Source organism: Kocuria sp. WN036, assembly GCF_002287015.1.
Taxonomy (GTDB): Bacteria; Actinomycetota; Actinomycetes; order Actinomycetales; family Micrococcaceae; genus Kocuria; species Kocuria rosea.
The window spans coordinates 57,600-74,255 of sequence record NZ_NSKF01000009.1 but is presented as its reverse complement, the minus strand read 5'-3'; the positions used below and the strand labels follow the sequence as shown (position 1 = coordinate 74,255).

The window sequence follows — 16,656 nt, the reverse complement described above, 5'->3', positions numbered from 1 at the left end:
CGATCGCTCATGACCGCCCGTCGCACGGAGGGCCGGTGGGCCGGGGCACGGGGCGGACCGGGCCGCCCCTGCTCCTGCTCCTGCTCCTAGGCGCAGTCCAGCGCGGTGCGCAGCGCCTCGAGGTTGTCGCGCATGACCTGCTGGTAGTCGGCGCTCTCGTCGGACTGGTTCTCCACCGGGTCCAGGACCGCCGTCTCGATCCCGTGCTCGGCCGCCAGGGTCTCGGCGACCTTCGGGTTGACCAGGGACTCCGAGAACACGGTGGTGACGCCCTCGGCCTCGACCACCTTGCCGATCTCGGCCAGCCGGGCCGGGGAGGGCTCGGTGTCGGGGTCGAGCCCGGAGATGGCCACCTGCTCGAGGTCGTACTTGTCCGCCAGGTACCCGTAGGCGTCGTGGGAGACCACGATGGTGTCCCGCTCACAGGTGGCCAGCCCCTCGGTGAACTCCTCGTCCAGGGCGGCCAGCTCCTCGGCCAGCTCCTCGGCGTTGGACTCGTAGGCCGCGGCGTTGTCCGGGTCGACCTCGGCCAGCTCGTGGGCGACCTCCGTGGCCACCGCGGCGAGCCGGTCCGGGTCCAGCCAGAAGTGCGGGTCCTCCCCCTCGTGGCCGTGCCCGTCGTCACCGGCGGGCTCCTCGGCGGGCTTCTCCTCGCTGTGCGCCTCTCCGCTGTAGGACGCCTCGGCCGCCTCGTGCTCCTCGGCGGAGTGGGCCTCCTCGCCCTCCACCCCGGCGTGCACCGCGTCGAGGGCGTGCTCGGGGGCGGCCTGGGCCACGGCGTCGTCGACCGCCGGCTGGAACCCGGACAGGTACACCACGGCGTCCGCGGTGCGCAGTCCGTCGACGGCGGCGGGGGACAGCTCCAGGTCGTGCGGCTCGGCACCGGCGGGGGTCAACGACTCCACCTGCACGAGGTCCCCGCCGACGCGCTCAGTGACGTACTGCAGCGGGTAGAAGGAGGCCTGCACGCTCAGAGTCTCCCCGGCGTCACCCGCGGTGGCGGTCGACGGGTCACCCGAGCCGGAGGCGCAGGAGGACAGGGCGAGAGCGGCGGTCAGGGACAGCGGGACGACGAGGGCACGCGACAGGGTCATGAGAACAATTCTCAGTCAATCTGAGAATCATTGTCAAAACAGCCGCGATGGGCCGACCCTCAGACGTCGTGCCGGCACGCCTCGCAGGTCCCGTGGAGTTCGATGGCGTGGGAGACCTCGGTGAACCCGTGCCGGCGGGCGGTCTGGGCGGCCCACCGCTCGACGGCGGTCTCGGCCACCTCCACGGTGCGGCCGCAGCGGCGGCACACCAGGTGGTGGTGGTGCTCGGTGCGCCGGCACCGGCGGTACCGGGTCTCCCCGCCGGGGGCGGCGAGGGCGTCGACCTCCCCGGCCTCGGCCAGGGCGCCGAGGTTGCGGTAGACGGTGGCGAGGGAGACGGACTCCCCCTGTTCCCCCAGCAGGGCGTGGAGCTGCTGGGCGGAGCGGAACTCCGGGGTCCGTTCGAGCAGCTCGGCCAGGGCGGAGCGCTGCCGGGTGGTCCGGGACACGGTCACGCTCCTCGCAGCTGGAGGTCGTCCTCGACGTCGTGGAGGCGATCCGGCGCGCCGTGGCGCCGGGCGCGCCCCAGGAGGGGGCGGAGGAGCAGCGCCAGCACGTAGCAGGCGATGGCCAGCACCACGATCGTGGCCCCGGGGGACAGCGGGTGGAAGTAGGTGATGGACAGGCCGGTGACGCAGACCCCGACCCCGACGGCCATGGCCGTCCCCATGGTCCCGGCGAAGGAGCGGGTGACCAGCTGGGCCACGGCCACCGGGACGATCATCACGGCGGAGACCAGGAGGACGCCGACCACGCGCATCGACACGGAGACGGTCAGGGCGGCCATGACGGCCACCATGATGTTCAGCGCCCGCACCGGCAGACCGGTGGCGAGGGCGAACTCCTCGTCGTGGCACAGGGAGAACAGCGCCGGGCGCAGTCCGAGCCCGAGGCCGAGGACCACCGCGGCCAGCCCGGCGGTGAGCCAGACGTCCAGGGGGGTGACGGTGGCGATGGACCCGAAGAGGTAGCCGGTGAGGTTCGCCGACGTGCCGCCGGCCAGCCCGATCAGCAGCACGCCACCGGCGATGCCGCCGTAGAACAGCAGGGCCAGCGCCACGTCGCCGCTGGTGCGCCCCTTGGTGCGCATCACCTCGATGAGCACCGCGCCGATGACCGCGGCGACCACCGCCCCGGGCACGGCGAGGGCGTCGTGCGGGGTGAGTCCGGCCGCCGAGCCGGCCAGCCAGCCCATAGCAACCCCGGTCAGGGCGACGTGGCCGATGCCGTCGCCAAGCAGCGCCAGGCGCCGCTGGACCAGGTAGGTGCCGATCACCGGCGCGGAGACGCCCACGAGGGCGGCGATCAGCAGGCCGCGCTGCATCAGCGGACTGGCCAGCATGGCGGCGAGGGTCTCGATCATGGTCACTGGGGCTTTCCGTGGAGATCGGGGGCGGTCGGGACGGCGGAGTGCTCGTCCCCGTGGGGGTGCAGGTGCTCGTGATCGGGGGCGTCGTGCCCGGGGGCCGGCAGCGGAGGGCTGCCGTCGTGGACGATGCGCCCGTGGCGCAGCACCACGGCGCGGTCCAGCAGGGGGGCCAGCTCGCCCAGCTCGTGGAGCACCACCAGGAGCGTGGTGCCGTCGGCCTGCAGCTGCGCCAGGATGCGGGCCATGGCCTCCTTGGAGACCTGGTCCACCCCGGACAGGGGCTCGTCCAGCAGCAGCAGCCGGGGCCGCCGCACCAGCGCCCGGGCGATCAGCACCCGCTGCTGCTGGCCGCCGGAGAAGATCGCCACGCTCTCGCCCGCCCGGTCGGCCAGTCCCACCTGCTCCAGGGCGTCGAGGCACGCGCGCCGGGCCCCGGGGCCGGGGCGGAGGCGCCGGCGTCCCGTCAGCCCCGAGGCCACGACCTCGAGCGCGGTGGCCGGCACCCCGGCGCCGACGCCGACGCGCTGGGGGACGTAGCCGATGCGCGACCACGGCACGGCCCGGCGCGCGCCGGTGACGTCGGCGCCGAACAGCCGGGCCTCGCCGGAGTCGACGGGCACGATGCCGAGCAGGGACTTGATGAGGGTCGACTTCCCGGAGCCGTTGCCGCCCATCAGGGCCACGGCCTCGCCCTCGGCCACGGCGAGGTCCACCCCGCGCAGCACCGGAGTGGCGCCCAGGACCACGGTGAGGTCCTCCGTGCGGATCGCCGAGCGGTCCGCGGGGGCCGGTGCCTCCGGCGTGGATCGAAGTTTCATGAGAGCCATTCTCAAGAAAATGAGAACGATGGTCAATTCGGCACGGTTCCGCGGCGGACCGGTGCCTCCGGGATCAGCGCCGCGCCGGCTGCACGGCGGACCGCACGGCGTCCTCCCCGCGGCGCGGAACGGACAGCGCGGCAGGAGACGCCGTGGCGGCAGGTCCCGTCTCGGCAGGTCCCGCCTCGGCAGGCCCCCGCCCAGGACGGGCCGTCCGCCGCGCGACGTCGGCGCTGGAGACGGAGACCGTCAGGACGGAGGCGAGCACCAGGGCACCCGCGGGCCCGAGCACGGTCCAGGGGGCGCGCTCGACGTAGCCGATGCCCTCGGTCAGCAGCAGCCCCCACTCCGGGGCCGGCGGCTGCTGCCCCAGGCCCAGGAAGCCGAGGCCGGCAATGGCCAGGGCGGTGCCGGGCAGGCGCAGGACCGCGTGCCGGGTCACCTCCGGCAGCAGGGTGGGCAGGACGGTCCCGGCCAGGATGCGGGTCCGGCCCACCCCGAGCAGGGGCAGCACCCGGACGTAGGGCCGGGCCGAGATCTCGGCCACGAGGGCGGCGGTGTGGGCGGCCAGCGGTGCCCAGCTCACCAGGATGACGGCCAGGGCGGCCCCGGCCGCGGAGGGGCCGGCCACCGCCACGACGAGGATGCCGGCGATGATCGGCGGTGCCGCGTTGGTGACCTCGACGGGCCCGGTGGACCACGTCCCGGTCATCCCGACGGCCAGACCGATGACCAGGCAGGCAGCGACCACGACCAGGGCCAGGCCCAGGGTGTCCAGGGCGCCGTGGCCCACGCGGGCCAGGACGTCGCGGCCGGACGCGTCGGCCCCCAGCGGGAGCGCCCAGGCGGGCGCCTCGAGCCGCCCGTGGGCGGAGGCGTAGGGGTCCCGGAGCAGTCCGGCGACGACGAGTCCCAGCAGCAGGGCCCCCGAGACGGCCGGCACCGTCCACCACGCCCGGCGCCGCCCCGAGGGCGGCCCCGGGACGGGCAGGTCCCCGGAGCGGGCGGCCGGCCCCAGCAGCGCCCGGCGGGCCAGGGCGGCCAGCGCCCCGCACAGTGCGGCGAGCACGAGCAGGAGCAGGATCCCCGCCTGCAGAGCGGGGATGTCCTGGGCCGCCGCGGCCCCGAGCAGGGTCCGGCCCAGGCCGGGGATCGCGAAGACCTCCTCGACCGGCACCGCCCCGCCGGTGAGTCCGACGACGACGAGGGCGATCTGCCCGATCACCCCGGGCAGGGACCGGTGCAGCGCCGCGAGCGCGATCCGCGGCCGGGAGTGCCCGGCCACGGCCCAGGTGTGCACCCAGCGCTCGGTGAAGGCGCCGGCCAGGGCGGTCGAGAGCAGCCGGCCGATCAGCCCGCCCCCGGGCAGGCCGAGCGCCAGGGCCGGGAGCACCACGTGCTCGGGCCCCTGCCATCCATAGGGCGGGAGCCAGCCCGCCCAGACGGCCACGACGATCAGCAGCACCGCCGCCAGCAGGAACTCCGGCAGCGCGGTCAGCGCGGCGGCCGCCGCCCCGGCCCCGCGGGCGGGGCGCCCGGCGAGCCCGCTGCGGACGGTGGGCACACAGGTCAGGGCGGCCACGAGCAGGGCGACGAGCAGGGCCGCGCCCATCAGCGTCAGGGACACCCCCATGGCCTCCAGGACGCCGGGCAGGACCGGACGCCCGCTGATCCAGGACGTGCCGAGGTCCCCGGTGAGCACCCCGGACGCCCACTCGGCGAAGACGGCGATCGGGCCGCCGTCCAGGCCCAGCTCGGCGCGGATCTGGGCCAGCACCTCCGGGGTGGCCGGCCGGTCCGCGTAGCGGGCGCGCAGCACCGTGTACTCCGGGCTGCTGCCCGAGAGCCACGGCAGGGCCCCGATCAGCACGACGACGGCGGCGAAGGCCGCGGCGCGGGAGATCAGGGCCGCCGCCCCTCCCCGTCCCCTCACCCGGCCCTTCACACGGCCCGTCACTCGGAGACGGCGGTCTCGGCCGTGATCAGCTCGCGCTCGCGCGGATCGCGGACCGCGCCCTCCACGCCGCTCTGCTCACCCTGGATGACGCGCTCGTGCAGCATCGGGATCGCCGCGTCCTCGGCCAGGATCGCCGCTTCGGCGGCCATGATCGCCTCCTGGCGCTCCTCGCCGGGAGCGGCCTGCTCCGCGGCGGTCAGGGCGTCGTCGACGGTCCCTGAGCAGAACCGGGAGAGGTTGAACGAGCCCTCGCAGCCGAAGTCGCTGACCATGTAGGCCACGGGGTCGCCCGAGTCGAGCACCGTGGCGCGGGAGAGGATGAAGGCGTCGAAGTCGCCGTCCAGGGCGTCGGCCTCGATGTACTGGTACTCGCGCACCTCGAGCTCGACCTCGAAGCCGGCGGCCTCGAGCTGCTGCTGGAGCTGGACGGCGACCTCGGGCAGCTCGGCCCGGTCGGTGAAGGTGCCGATGGTGATCGTCCGCCCGGCCGGGTCCCCGGCCTCGGCGCGGTCGGCCAGCGCCTCGCGGTAGGCGTCGGCGTCCCGCTCCTCCGCGGCGTAGGGGATCGCCGGGCCCAGCAGTCCCGCGGCCACGTCGGCCCGGCCCTCGTAGACCCCGTCCACGATGCGCCGCGGGTCCAGGGCCTCCCGGGCGGCGGCGCGCAGGGCGGGGTCGGCGAACGGCCCGTCCTCGGTGTTGAGGTAGAGCGTGTTGGTCCGCGGCATCGGCACTTCCTCGAGGAGGTCCTCCTCGACCTGGGCGGCCTGGCCCACGGGCACGGCCTCGACGACGTCGGCCTCGCCGGTGCGCAACGCGGCGGCCCGGGTGGCGCCGTCGGGCACGAAGGACACGTCGATGCCGGCCGCCGCCGCGGCGCCGGCCCAGTGGTCGTCGTAGCGCTCCAGGGTGGCCCCGGAGGTGCCGTCCACGGCGGTGAGCTCGAACGGACCCGTGCCGTGACCCACCGGGGTCACGGCGGTGCCCTCGTAGGCGGCCGGGGCCAGGACCGACAGCTGCGGGCTGGACAGCCGCTGCGGGACCAGCGGGTCTGTCCCGGCGGTGGTGACCCGCACGGTGTCGCCCTCGGCCGCCACGCTCATCTCCACCCCGTCGAGGATGCGCGGGGCCGGCTCCGCCTCCACCGCCCGGGCCAGGGAGGCGGCGGCGTTCTCCGCGGTGAGCTCGGTGCCGTCGTGGAAGGTGACGCCGTCCCGGATCGTGAAGGACCAGGTGGTGTCGTCGAGCTGCTCCCACTCGGTGGCCAGCATCGGCTGGGCTTCCCCGGCCTCGTCCAGCCGGACCAGCGTCTCGGCGGTGGACCAGCGGGAGAGCTTGAAGGCGTCGTCGCTCAGCGGGGACAGCCCCGAGCGCGGCGGCTGCAGCATGGCGAGCTCGATCCGGCCGTCGGTCGAGCCGCCGGCTCCCCCGGTGGAGGAGGTGCCGGAGCCCTCGGCGAAGCAGCCGGTGAGCAGCAGCAGGCTGACCGCGGCGAGGCCGAGGCCGGTGCGACGAGCGGCGGGACGGGGAGCGGAGGGGCGGGGTGGCATCAGGAGGCCCTTTCGGCGTGGTGATCGGTGGTGGGTGACAGGGATGGTGCGGCCGCCGGCTCAGGGGCCAGGTGCGGAACCGCATCCACCAGCTCCTGCGTGGTCGGGTGGCGCGGCGCCTCGAGCAGCCGGTCGACGGGGCCCTCCTCCACCACCTGCCCGCGGTCGAGCACCAGCGCGCGGTGGCACAGGAAGCGGACCGCGGTGAGGTCGTGGGAGACGAACAGCAGCCCCAGTCCTTCCTGGACGTGCTGCTCCCTGAGCAGGTCCAGCACCTGGTGGCGCAGCGGCAGGTCGAGGCCGCTGACCGCCTCGTCGGCCAGGAGGATCCGCGGCCGGGTCACCAGGGCCCGGGCGATCGCCACGCGCTGGGCCTGACCGCCGGAGAGCTCGTGGGCGCGCCGGTCCAGGTGCTCGGCGCCCAGGCCGACCCGTTCCAGGGCGTCCCGGACCATTCGGGCGTGGTCGCCCGCGATGCGGAAGCGGCGCAGCGGTTCCCGCAGCTGGCGTTCGACGCTGCGCCGCGGGTCCAGGCTGGACGCGGGGTCCTGCGGGACGTACTGCACGGCCTGCCTGGCCCGCCGGAGCTGCTGCCGGCCGGTCAGGGGAACGCCGTCGAAGAGGATCTCGCCCCGGTCTGGGCGCTCGACGCCCAGCAGCAGGGACAGCAGCGTGGACTTGCCCGATCCGGAGGGGCCGACCAGGCCCAGCGACTCCCCATCGCGCACCGCGAGGTCGACGCCGCGCACCGCGGCCACGGCGCCGGAGCGCGTGCCGTAGCTCCTGGTGAGCCCGACACCGTGCAGTACGGCGGGTTCCGCCGCCCGGCTCACGAGGCCACGCCCAGCGAGGCGGCAACCGGCGGAGCCGCAGCGGAACGGAGACCGGTGCGGGCGGCCTCGACCAGGGCCGCCGTGAAGGGCGCCTGCGGCGATCCGACCACCTGCTGGATCGGACCGGACTCGACGACCCGTCCCCGGTCCAGGACGACGACGTCGTCGCACAGGTCGGCGGCGACCGCCAGGTCGTGGGTGACGAACAGCAGCCCGCCGCGGCCTGCGCCGGTGCACCGGCGCAGGGCCTCGACCACGTGGCGCTGGCTGATCATGTCCAGCGCCGTGGTCGGCTCGTCGGCCACCAGCAGGTCCGGTGCGGCGGCCATGGCGAGCGCCAGGCACACCCGCTGCCGCTGCCCGCCCGACAGCTGGGAGGGGTGGGCCCGCAGGATCCGCGCCGGGTCCTCGAAGCCGACCTCGCGGAGCAGATCCGCCACGACCCGGCCGGCGGCCGCCGCACCGAGCCGGCGCCGGCGGGCCACGGCGGGCAGCAGCTGCCGGTCCAGGCGCACCACGGGGTTCAGCGCGGCCTGGGAGTCCTGGAAGACCGCGGCCATTCCCGGACGCCGCCCGGGAGCTTGCCGCCACGGCAGCTCACGGCCGGCGGCGCGCAGGGAGCCCTGCACGCCGAAGTGGTGTCCGAGCAGACCCAGCAGGGCCAGGACCGTCAGGGACTTCCCCGAGCCCGAGGCGCCGAGCAGGGCCACCCGCCGACCCGGGGGCACCTGGAAGCCCACACCCTGCAGCAGCGGCCGTCCGGCCAGGGCCACGTCGAGCCCCCGCACGTCCACTCCGGTCGCACCGCGCATGCTTCCCCCTTGCCAAAACCGGTCTCAACGAGTTCTTATGGTAATGAGTTTCATTCTCAACAACAAAACCGGCGGCAGCGCGTTTAGGAGCCGCCGGCCCGCCACCTCGTTCGCCGACCCAGGAGGGCACCCGATGACCCGCAAGAGCGCCCCGCGCAGGACCAGCACCGACGCCAGCGGTCCCCTGGTCGCGGTCTGCCAGGGTCACCGGTGCGCCGGCCTGCGCCGGATGACCGGGACCGCCGAGCAGGCGGAGGACCTCCAGGAGGTGGTCAGGGGCACGGCCGGGGCCGTCCTGATCTCGTCCCCGTGCCTGGGCCGGTGCGAGATGGCCGCGCTGGTCGCCGTCGCACGGCGGGACGGGCCCAGCGGGCACGTGGGTCCCACCGTGTGGCTGAGCGGGCTGGAGGACGTCCAGCGGGCGGAGGCGCTGAACCGCTGGGTCGCCTCCGGCGGTCCGCAGCGGATCCACCAGCCCGAGCACGGCGCACCGCCGTCCTTGCGGGACGCCGTGAGCGGCTTCGGCCCCCCGCCCGCCGTGTCCCGCCGCACCCGCTGAGCCGTCAGCGCGGCGGAGGCGGGACGCTCGGCTCGGCGAGGCCGGAGCACGCGCCGGAGACGGAGAGACAGCCCCGGCGTGACCGGCAGCGGCGGCCGGCGCCGACCGGTTCGTCCGCCCCCTCCGTGGCCGGGGGTTTCTTCACGGAATCTTCAACGCCCAGGACTTCACGACGCCGGATCGGCAGTTTACTGTCGGTTGCACGGCGGTCCGGTTCCGACCGGTCCGCACCACGGCAGGACGGACGAAGGAGCGAGACCATGACCCACGTGACCTCGATGCTCGAGACCTACCCGAAGGACCTGGGGAACATCGACCGGCAGAAGCTGGCCGAGTGCATCGCGGCGTGCTTCGAGTGCGCCCAGACCTGCACCGCCTGCGCCGACGCCTGCCTGGCCGAGGACATGGTCGCGGAGCTGACCGAGTGCATCCGCAAGAACCTCGACTGCGCCGACGTCTGCGCCGCCACCGGCAAGGCACTCTCCCGTCAGACCGGCAACAACGCCGAGGTCGGCCGGGCCCTGCTCGAGGCGTGCCGCACCGCGTGCAAGGCCTGCGGGGACGAATGCGCCGAGCACGCCGAGATGCACGAGCACTGCAAGGTCTGCGCCGAGGCCTGCCGCCGCTGCGAGCAGGCCTGCGCCGACCTCCTCACCTCGATGGGCTGAGCCCGGCGGGGCGCCGGTCCGGGCGCGGCGCGGATCCGCGCACCGGGCTTCCCCACTCTCGCCGGGCCTCAGCGGGCCTCAGCGGACCTCAGCGGGCCTCGAGGGTGCCCATCATGCCGAGGTCCTCGTGGTCGAGGATGTGGCAGTGGTAGACGCTGCGGCCGGCGAAGTCGTCGAAGGCCACCCGGACCGTCACCTCCCCGAAGGCCGGGACGTTGACCACGTCCTGCCACCGCGGTCCGGAGACCTCCTGGCCCGCCTCGGCCACGACCTGCATCGGCCACACGTGCAGGTGCACCGGGTGGTCCATGGGGCTGGAGTTGGTCAGGGTCCACTCCTCCACGGTGCCCACCCGGACCCGCTGGTCGGTGCGCCCGGCGTCGAACTCCCGGCCGTCGATCGTGAAGGACATCATCTGCCCGGGGCCGCGCATGCCGCCCATCATCCCGCCCATGCCCATGCCCATGCCCATGCCCATGGCGAAGTCCAGGGTGCGCCGGGCCTCGACCGGCTCCTCGCGCAGGTCCCGCGGCGCCGGCCCCGCGGGCACGGGCCCGGCCTGCTCGACCGGGTCCCCGGCGACCTCCAGGGTGAGCAGCTCGACCGGACCGCCGGAGCCGGGACGGTCCCCGCCCGGGCCCGTCATGCCGTTCATCATCCCGTCCATGCTGCCGCGGTCCACCGGGGTGGCCACCAGGGTGGAGGTGCCAGCCCGGGCGTCCACCAGCAGCTCCACCCGGTTGCCCGGCGCCAGGGTCACGTCGGTGACCTCGAGCGCCTCGGGCAGCCGGCCGACGTCACGGCCGGAGAGCCGCAGGTCCTGCCCGTCCAGGCTCAAGCGCAGGAACCGGGACGGGCAGGCGTTGACGACCCGCCACAGTTCCCGCTCCCCGGGTGCCGCGGTGGCCCCGGGACGGACCTGACCGTTGACCAGCACGCTCTGTCCCTCCCGGCCCATCATCTGCTCCGGCGGGGAGACCTCGGCGAGGTTGCCGGAGGCGTCCAGGGTGAGGTCGGAGATCACCAGCACCCGCTCCCGGGCCACCGGGACGGGGTCGGGGTCCTCGACCACGATGGCCCCGTAGAGCCCGGCGGCGAGCTGGTCGGCCACGTGCCCGTGGTGGTGCGGGTGGTACCAGTAGGTGCCCGGCGTGTGGTCGTCCGGGAGGGCGAACTCGTAGTCGAAGGAGTCCCCGGGGGCGATGCTCACGAAGGGGTTGTCCCCGTTGCCCTCTGGGGAGACGTGCAGACCGTGCACGTGCAGGTTCGTCGGGTCGTCCAGGCCGTTGGTCATCGCCACCCGGAGCGTGTCGCCGGGGCGGACCCGCAGGGTGGGCCCGGGCAGGGAGCCGTTGAACGCCTGCACGTGCGCGGTGCGCGCCCCGATCCGCACCCGGGCGGGGGCGGCTTCCAGGGCCAGGTCCAGGGCCCCGTCCCGGCTGGACAGCACCTCGGGCTGCAGCAGCTCCCGGCCGCCGCCGAGGGCCTCGCCCCCGCCGCCGGTCCACCACAGCCCGGCCCCGCCCACGGCCGCGGTGCCGGCGCCGGCCGCGCCCAGGGCCAGCAGCTGCCGGCGGGTCAGCGGGCTCACCGGTCGCCCTCCTCCAGGGTCCGCAGCCGCTCCCGGTACTCCTCGGTGCTGATCTCCCCGCGGGCGTAGCGCTCCTCGAGGATCTCCCGGGACCGGCGCGGACCCGCGCCCGTCGGCGGCGGGGCGCTACCGCCCTGCCGGGTCCCGCCGCCCGAGTTCCCGGTGAGCAGCTTCACGAGCACGACGACCAGCACCACTGTGCCCACGATCAGCAGGAGCCAGAAGATCCACATCCAGCCCATGCCCCCTCCCATGCCGTCGCCCCACATCATCGCGGTCCTCCTTCATCGATCGGTTCGTTGCTTCCTGCAGAGCGCCGCACGAGTGCGACGACGCCGGTCACCGGGGCGGTCAGGAACCGTCCGGCAGCTCCTGGAGCATCTGCTCCATCTCGGCGATCTCCGCCTCCTGGTCTGCGACCACCTGGCGGGCGAGCTCGACGGCCTGCGGGTTCTGCCCCTGCTCGACCTGGTCCTGGGCCATCTCGACCGCGCCCTCGTGGTGGACGGTCATCTGCTCCAGGTACAGCTGGGCGGCCCCGGCGCCCTGGGCGTCCTCGAGGGCGGACATGTCCTCCTCGCTCATCATCCCGCTCATGCCCGCCCCGGAGCCGTGGTCCATGCCGTCCATGTCCTCGGCGTCGGCCAGGGGCTCGGCCTCCCAGGCGGTGAGCATGTCGTTCATGCGCTCGATCTCCGGGCCCTGGGCGTCGATGACTCTCTGGGCGAACTCGGCGACCTCGGCCGGGACGTCGTCCTTGGCCAGCAGCATCTCGCTCATCTCCACGGCCTGCTCGTGGTGCGGGAGCATCATCTGGGCGAACATCACGTCCGCGTCGTTGTGCTCGGCGGCGATCGGCTCGCCGGAGGCCGCACCGGTGCTGGTGGCCGCAGGGGCGGAGGCCGCGGGGGCAGCGGTCTCCGCGTCCGTGCCGGCGCCCTCCTGGGCGCCGCTGGTGCCGCAGCCGGCCAGGGCGAGGGCCGAGGCCAGGGCGAGGGTGGTGAGGGTGGTGGAACGCTTCACGGTGGGTGTCCTTCTCTTCGGTTCGGGGGTTCGGGGGTTCGGGGGTTCGGTCTCGGGGGGTCGGGGTGGTTCAGCGGGCGGGGACGGTGCCGGCCTGCTCGGGGGCCCGGCGGTCCTCGGTGCCGACGGCGGCCAGATGGGCCGGGGCGAGGTCGAGGCGGCGCAGCAGCTGGGCGTTGAGCGCCACCACGATGGTGGACGCCGACATCAGCACCGCGCCCACGGCCGGGGACAGCACGATCCCGATCGGGGCGAGCACCCCGGCGGCCAGTGGCACGGCGACGACGTTGTAGCCGGTGGCCCAGACCAGGTTCTGGATCATCTTCCGGTAGCTGGCCCGCGACAGCTCGATCATCGACAGCACGGACCGGGGGTCGTTGCCGGCCAGGACCACCCCGGCCGACTCCATGGCCACGTCGGTGCCGGCGCCGATGGCGATGCCGACCTCGGCCCGGGCCAGGGCGGGGGCGTCGTTGACGCCGTCGCCGACCATCGCCACGGTCATCCCCCGGGACTGGAGCTCGACGACCTTGGTGTCCTTGTCCTGCGGGAGGACCTCGGCGAAGACCTCGTCGATGCCGAGCTCGGCGCCCACGGCCTCGGCGACCTGGCGGGCGTCGCCGGTGATCATCGCCACGCGCACCCCCCTGTCCTGCAGGGCGGCCACGGCGGCGCGGGACTCGGGGCGGACCTTGTCCTCCAGGGCCAGGGCACCGATGACCGCTCCGTCCCGGAGGACGTGGAGCACCCCGGCGCCGCGCGCCACCCACTCACGGGTGGTACCGGCGATCGTCGCCGGCGTGGACAGGCCGAGCTCGCGCAGCATGTTGGGTCCGCCGACCGTGATCTCGGCGCCGTCCACCGTGGCGCGGACGCCGCGGCCGGTGGCCGACCGGAGGTCGGTGCCGCGCAGGCCCAGCCACTGCGCCTCGGGGTCCTGGGCGGCCGCGGTGACGATGGCGCGGGCCACGGGGTGCTCGCTGTCGGCCTCGGCCGCCGCCGCCAGCGCCAGGAGCTCGCCCTTCGAGGTGCCGGGGACCGGGACCGCGCCGGTGACCGCGTGCGCGCCCTCGGTGAGGGTGCCGGTCTTGTCGAAGAGCACCACGTCGATGGTGCGCATCCGCTCCAGGGCCAGCCGGTCCTTGATCAGCACCCCGGCCTTCGCCGCGCGCTCGGTGGAGATGGCGATGACCAGCGGGATCGCCAGGCCCAGGGCGTGGGGGCAGGCGATGACCAGCACGGTCACGGTCCGGATCACCGCGTCGTCCGGACTGCCCAGCAGCGTCCAGGCGACGGCGGTGAGGATGCCGGCGGCCAGGGCGAACCAGAACAGCAGCGCGGCGGCACGGTCGGCCAGGGCCTGGGCCCGGGAGGAGGACTCCTGGGCGGCCGCGACCATCCGCTGGATCCCGGCCAGGGCGGTGTCGGCGCCGACGGCCTCCACCCGCACGCGCACGGTGGTGTCGGTGGCCACGGTCCCGGCGACCACCGTGTCGCCGGGTGCCCGGCTGACGGCCTTGGACTCGCCGGTGATCATGGACTCGTCGAACTCGGCCGTCCCCGCGACGATCTCCCCGTCGGCCGGGACCCGGGCCCCGGGACGGATGAGCACGACGTCGCCCACGGCCAGCTCGGCGACGGGCACGGTGACGGTGTCGCCGTCGACGACCTTCTCGGCCTCGTCGGGCAGCAGCGCGGCCAGGGCGTCCAGGGCGGAGGACGCCGCGCCGAGGGCGCGCATCTCCATCCAGTGGCCCAGCAGCATGATGACCACCAGCAGGGCCAGCTCCCACCAGAAGTCGAGGTCGAACCCGCCGATCCCCAGGGTGGTGACCCAGGAGGCGACGAAGGCGACGGTGATGGCCATGGCGATCAGCAGCATCATCCCCGGCTGCCGGCTCTTCAGCTCGGTGAGTCCGCCCTTCAGGAACGGCGCCCCGCCGTAGACGAAGATGACGGTGCCCAGCACGGGAGGGACCCAGGTGGAGCCCGGGAACCCGGGAACGGAGTAGCCCAGCAGGTGCCCGACCATCGGGCTGAAGACCACCACGGGGACCGCCAGCACGAGACTGAGCCAGAACTTGTTCCGGAACATCGCCGTGGAGTGCCCGGCGTGCTCGCCGTGGGTGTGGACCTGGTGGTCCTCGTCCACCGCCGAGTGGGCGTGCTCGTGCGGCATGGCCTGTCCGTGGGTGCCGGCATCGGCGTGCTGCTCGTGGCCGTGGGCGTCCGCGGGCTGCTCCGGGGCGGCGGGGCGGCCGTGGTCCTGGTGCGGGGAGCGCATGATCTTCCTCCTGCGAGAACTGGTGTCCGCTCGGTGGGGACCGAGGTGGGCCTGCTCCTCCTAGGTATATACCCCTAGGGGGTATAAGGCAAGGTGTGTCATCGGGTGATCCCGGCCGGCTCCGGCCCCGCCCGCTGACGGGAGGGCAGCTCCACGGTGAAGGCCGTCCCGGCCCCGGGCCCGGGGGACGTGACGGTCAGCGTCCCGCCGTGGGCCTCGACCAGGGCCCGGGAGATGGTCAGGCCGATCCCGGAGCCGCCGTGGTCGCGGTCCCGGGCGCTGTCCCCGCGCCAGAAGCGCTCGAACACCCGGGACAGGTGCTCGGCGGCGATGCCGTCGCCGGTGTCGGCAACGGTGACGGCCACCTGCCCCGGATCCCGCCGGACGACGCCGAGGGAGACCTGCCCGCCGGGCGGTGTGTGGCGCAGGGCGTTGGTGAGCAGGTTGCCCAGCACCTGCCCCATCCGCTGCCGGTCCACGTCCACCACCCCGGCGTCGTCGTCGACGTCCAGGACGAGCCGCACGCCCTTGGCGGCGTACGCCTCCCGGTGGGCCTCCGCGGCGGAGCGGGCCAGGTCGCTGGCCGGCTGCGAGGCGCGGTCCAGGTCGATCCGGCCCTCCTCGGCCCGGGAGACGTCGTGGATGTCCTCGACCAGCCGGGTGAGGCGTCCGAGCTGGTCGGTCACGAGCTCGCCGGTGGCCTCGTCCCACTGCGCCACCCCGTCCTGCAGCGCCTCGCAGTAGACGGTGAGCACCGAGATCGGGGTGCGCATCTCGTGGGCGAGGTCCGAGAGCATCCGCCGCCGGAGCTCCTCGGTGCGCTCCAGCCGCTCGGCCATGGTGTTGAACGAGGCCGCCACGGCGTCCACCTCGACGCCGGCGCCGAGGGCCGGGACCCGGGTGTCGTAGCGGCCGCGGGACACGCCCCGCGCCGCCTCGGTGAGCGCGGCGAGGGGCCGCCGGAGGCGGCGGGTGAAGAGCCAGGTCACCGCCGCGGCGCAGATCACGGCGGTGCCCAGGGCCACGCCCAGGACGATGAGGCCGGCGTCCCGGTAGGCCCGCTCCACGTGGAGCAGCTCGGGGGAGTTCTCGGCGTGCCCGGCCATGATCAGGTGCTCGTGGAAGATCGCGGGTCCGGCCAGGGAGGCGACCGTCACGGCGGCGAGGATGCCGGCGGCCACCACGATGGCCTGGGCCAGGAAGAACCGGGAGGCCAGGCCGCGGGGGTGTCGTCGCCGGGTCACCGGGCCACCATCCGGTAGCCGACCCCGCGCACGGTGTCGACGAAGGCGGCCTGGTCCTCCCCGAGCTTCCGGCGCAGGTGCCCGATGTGCACGTCCACGATCCGCTCGTCGCCCACCCAGGACGGGCCCCACACGGTGTCGATGAGCCGGCGGCGGGTCAGCGCCTCGTGCGGCCGGGCCGTCAGGGCGGCCAGCAGCTCGAACTCGGTGCGGGTCAGCGCCACCGCCTCCCCGCCCACGCGTGCCTCGTGGGCCGCGAGGTCGACGGTCAGCTCGCCGAACTCCCGGGCGGGCTCGACCGGGGCCACCGTGGTGCGGGGCCGGCGCAGCACCGCGGCCACCCGGGCGACGAGCTCGCGGACGCTGAAGGGCTTCGTGATGTAGTCGTCGGCCCCGGCCGCCAGCCCGGCCAGCTTGTCCTCCTCGTCCCCGCGGGCCGTGAGCATCAGCACGTAGCACTCGGAGAAGCCCCGGATCCTGCGGCACACCTCGATGCCGTCCATCCCCGGCAGCCCCAGGTCCAGCACCACCACGTCCGGGCTCCGGTCGCGGGCGGCCTCCACGGCGTCGGGGCCGGTGTGGACGGTGGCGACCTCGTAGCCGCCGCGGGTCAGGTAGGTGGCGACCATCTGCGCCAGGGGCTTCTCGTCGTCCACCACCAGCACTCGCCCGGCCGCCGCGTCAGTGCCAGGATTCATGACTTCAGTGTCCTCCCCCGCCGCGGGGCGGCGGCGCCCGGGGGCGGTCCGCACGGGAATCTTCGCCAAACCTTCACGGAGCACGCCGCGGGACGGTGCGCCCCGGCCGCCTGCCGCCCGTCCGGGGAACCGGTGACCGATTCCGTCACCTGTCCGGCG

Annotated in this window: 16 protein-coding genes; 2 read left to right on the top strand and 14 right to left on the bottom strand. The window is 74.8% G+C overall.

What is annotated here, in order from left to right; all coding sequences use genetic code 11:
- Positions 1-86: 86 nt before the first annotated feature.
- The 8 genes from CK505_RS07735 to CK505_RS07700 form a co-directional block, all read right to left on the bottom strand.
- The gene (locus CK505_RS07735) at positions 87-1,094 is read right to left on the bottom strand and encodes a metal ABC transporter substrate-binding protein (RefSeq protein ID WP_095650691.1); all 1,008 of its coding nucleotides are present in this window, start codon (positions 1,092-1,094) and stop codon (positions 87-89) included.
- Between the two features lie 59 nt (positions 1,095-1,153).
- Positions 1,154-1,543, bottom strand: coding sequence for a Fur family transcriptional regulator (locus CK505_RS07730; protein ID WP_109222976.1), 390 nt, complete (start codon positions 1,541-1,543; stop codon positions 1,154-1,156).
- Positions 1,544-1,545: 2 nt separating this feature from the next.
- Positions 1,546-2,457 carry a metal ABC transporter permease gene (locus CK505_RS07725; protein WP_035924571.1) on the bottom strand — a complete coding sequence of 304 codons (912 nt, stop codon included), beginning with the start codon at positions 2,455-2,457 and terminating at the stop codon, positions 1,546-1,548.
- 2 nt (positions 2,458-2,459) lie between these two features.
- Complete coding sequence (locus CK505_RS07720; protein ID WP_017831879.1) at positions 2,460-3,281, bottom strand: metal ABC transporter ATP-binding protein; 822 nt, start codon at positions 3,279-3,281, stop codon at positions 2,460-2,462.
- A gap of 73 nt (positions 3,282-3,354) precedes the next feature.
- Complete coding sequence (locus CK505_RS07715; protein ID WP_095650735.1) at positions 3,355-5,214, bottom strand: ABC transporter permease subunit; 1,860 nt, start codon at positions 5,212-5,214, stop codon at positions 3,355-3,357.
- Between the two features lie 20 nt (positions 5,215-5,234).
- The gene (locus CK505_RS07710) at positions 5,235-6,785 is read right to left on the bottom strand and encodes an ABC transporter substrate-binding protein (protein WP_095650690.1); all 1,551 of its coding nucleotides are present in this window, start codon (positions 6,783-6,785) and stop codon (positions 5,235-5,237) included.
- Positions 6,785-7,618, bottom strand: coding sequence for an ABC transporter ATP-binding protein (locus tag CK505_RS07705; protein ID WP_255250913.1), 834 nt, complete (start codon positions 7,616-7,618; stop codon positions 6,785-6,787). Before CK505_RS07705 ends, CK505_RS07710 begins: the two co-directional genes overlap by 1 nt.
- Positions 7,615-8,430 (bottom strand): ATP-binding cassette domain-containing protein, encoded by an 816-nt coding sequence (locus tag CK505_RS07700; RefSeq protein ID WP_095650689.1) that lies wholly within the window; start codon positions 8,428-8,430, stop codon positions 7,615-7,617. The genes CK505_RS07705 and CK505_RS07700 overlap by 4 nt, the downstream gene beginning before the upstream one ends.
- 133 nt (positions 8,431-8,563) lie before the next feature.
- On the opposite strand from CK505_RS07700, the gene CK505_RS07695 reads away from it, so the two are divergent.
- Together CK505_RS07695 and CK505_RS07690 are read left to right on the top strand one after the other, a co-directional pair.
- Entirely contained in the window at positions 8,564-8,989 is a 426-nt protein-coding gene (locus CK505_RS07695; protein WP_017831874.1) for a hypothetical protein, read from the top strand.
- A gap of 260 nt (positions 8,990-9,249) precedes the next feature.
- Complete coding sequence (locus CK505_RS07690; protein WP_017831873.1) at positions 9,250-9,657, top strand: four-helix bundle copper-binding protein; 408 nt, start codon at positions 9,250-9,252, stop codon at positions 9,655-9,657.
- Between the two features lie 88 nt (positions 9,658-9,745).
- Here CK505_RS07690 and CK505_RS07685 read toward each other — a convergent pair whose 3' ends face one another.
- The 6 genes from CK505_RS07685 to CK505_RS07660 all read right to left on the bottom strand — a co-directional run bounded on the left by CK505_RS07685 (position 9,746) and on the right by CK505_RS07660 (position 16,497).
- Positions 9,746-11,248, bottom strand: a complete 1,503-nt coding sequence (locus tag CK505_RS07685) for a multicopper oxidase family protein (RefSeq protein WP_095650688.1) — start codon at positions 11,246-11,248, stop codon at positions 9,746-9,748.
- Positions 11,245-11,520: an SHOCT domain-containing protein gene (locus CK505_RS07680; RefSeq protein ID WP_095650687.1), complete on the bottom strand. Its 276-nt coding sequence runs from the start codon at positions 11,518-11,520 to the stop codon at positions 11,245-11,247. The genes CK505_RS07685 and CK505_RS07680 overlap by 4 nt, the downstream gene beginning before the upstream one ends.
- 79 nt (positions 11,521-11,599) lie before the next feature.
- Complete coding sequence (locus tag CK505_RS07675; RefSeq protein ID WP_017831870.1) at positions 11,600-12,271, bottom strand: DUF305 domain-containing protein; 672 nt, start codon at positions 12,269-12,271, stop codon at positions 11,600-11,602.
- A gap of 70 nt (positions 12,272-12,341) precedes the next feature.
- The gene (locus CK505_RS07670; protein ID WP_095650686.1) at positions 12,342-14,555 is read right to left on the bottom strand and encodes a heavy metal translocating P-type ATPase; all 2,214 of its coding nucleotides are present in this window, start codon (positions 14,553-14,555) and stop codon (positions 12,342-12,344) included.
- A gap of 98 nt (positions 14,556-14,653) precedes the next feature.
- Positions 14,654-15,799 carry a cell wall metabolism sensor histidine kinase WalK gene (locus CK505_RS07665; protein WP_095650685.1) on the bottom strand — a complete coding sequence of 382 codons (1,146 nt, stop codon included), beginning with the start codon at positions 15,797-15,799 and terminating at the stop codon, positions 14,654-14,656.
- Positions 15,796-16,497 carry a response regulator transcription factor gene (locus tag CK505_RS07660; protein ID WP_035924157.1) on the bottom strand — a complete coding sequence of 234 codons (702 nt, stop codon included), beginning with the start codon at positions 16,495-16,497 and terminating at the stop codon, positions 15,796-15,798. Before CK505_RS07660 ends, CK505_RS07665 begins: the two co-directional genes overlap by 4 nt.
- Positions 16,498-16,656 lie beyond the last annotated feature (159 nt).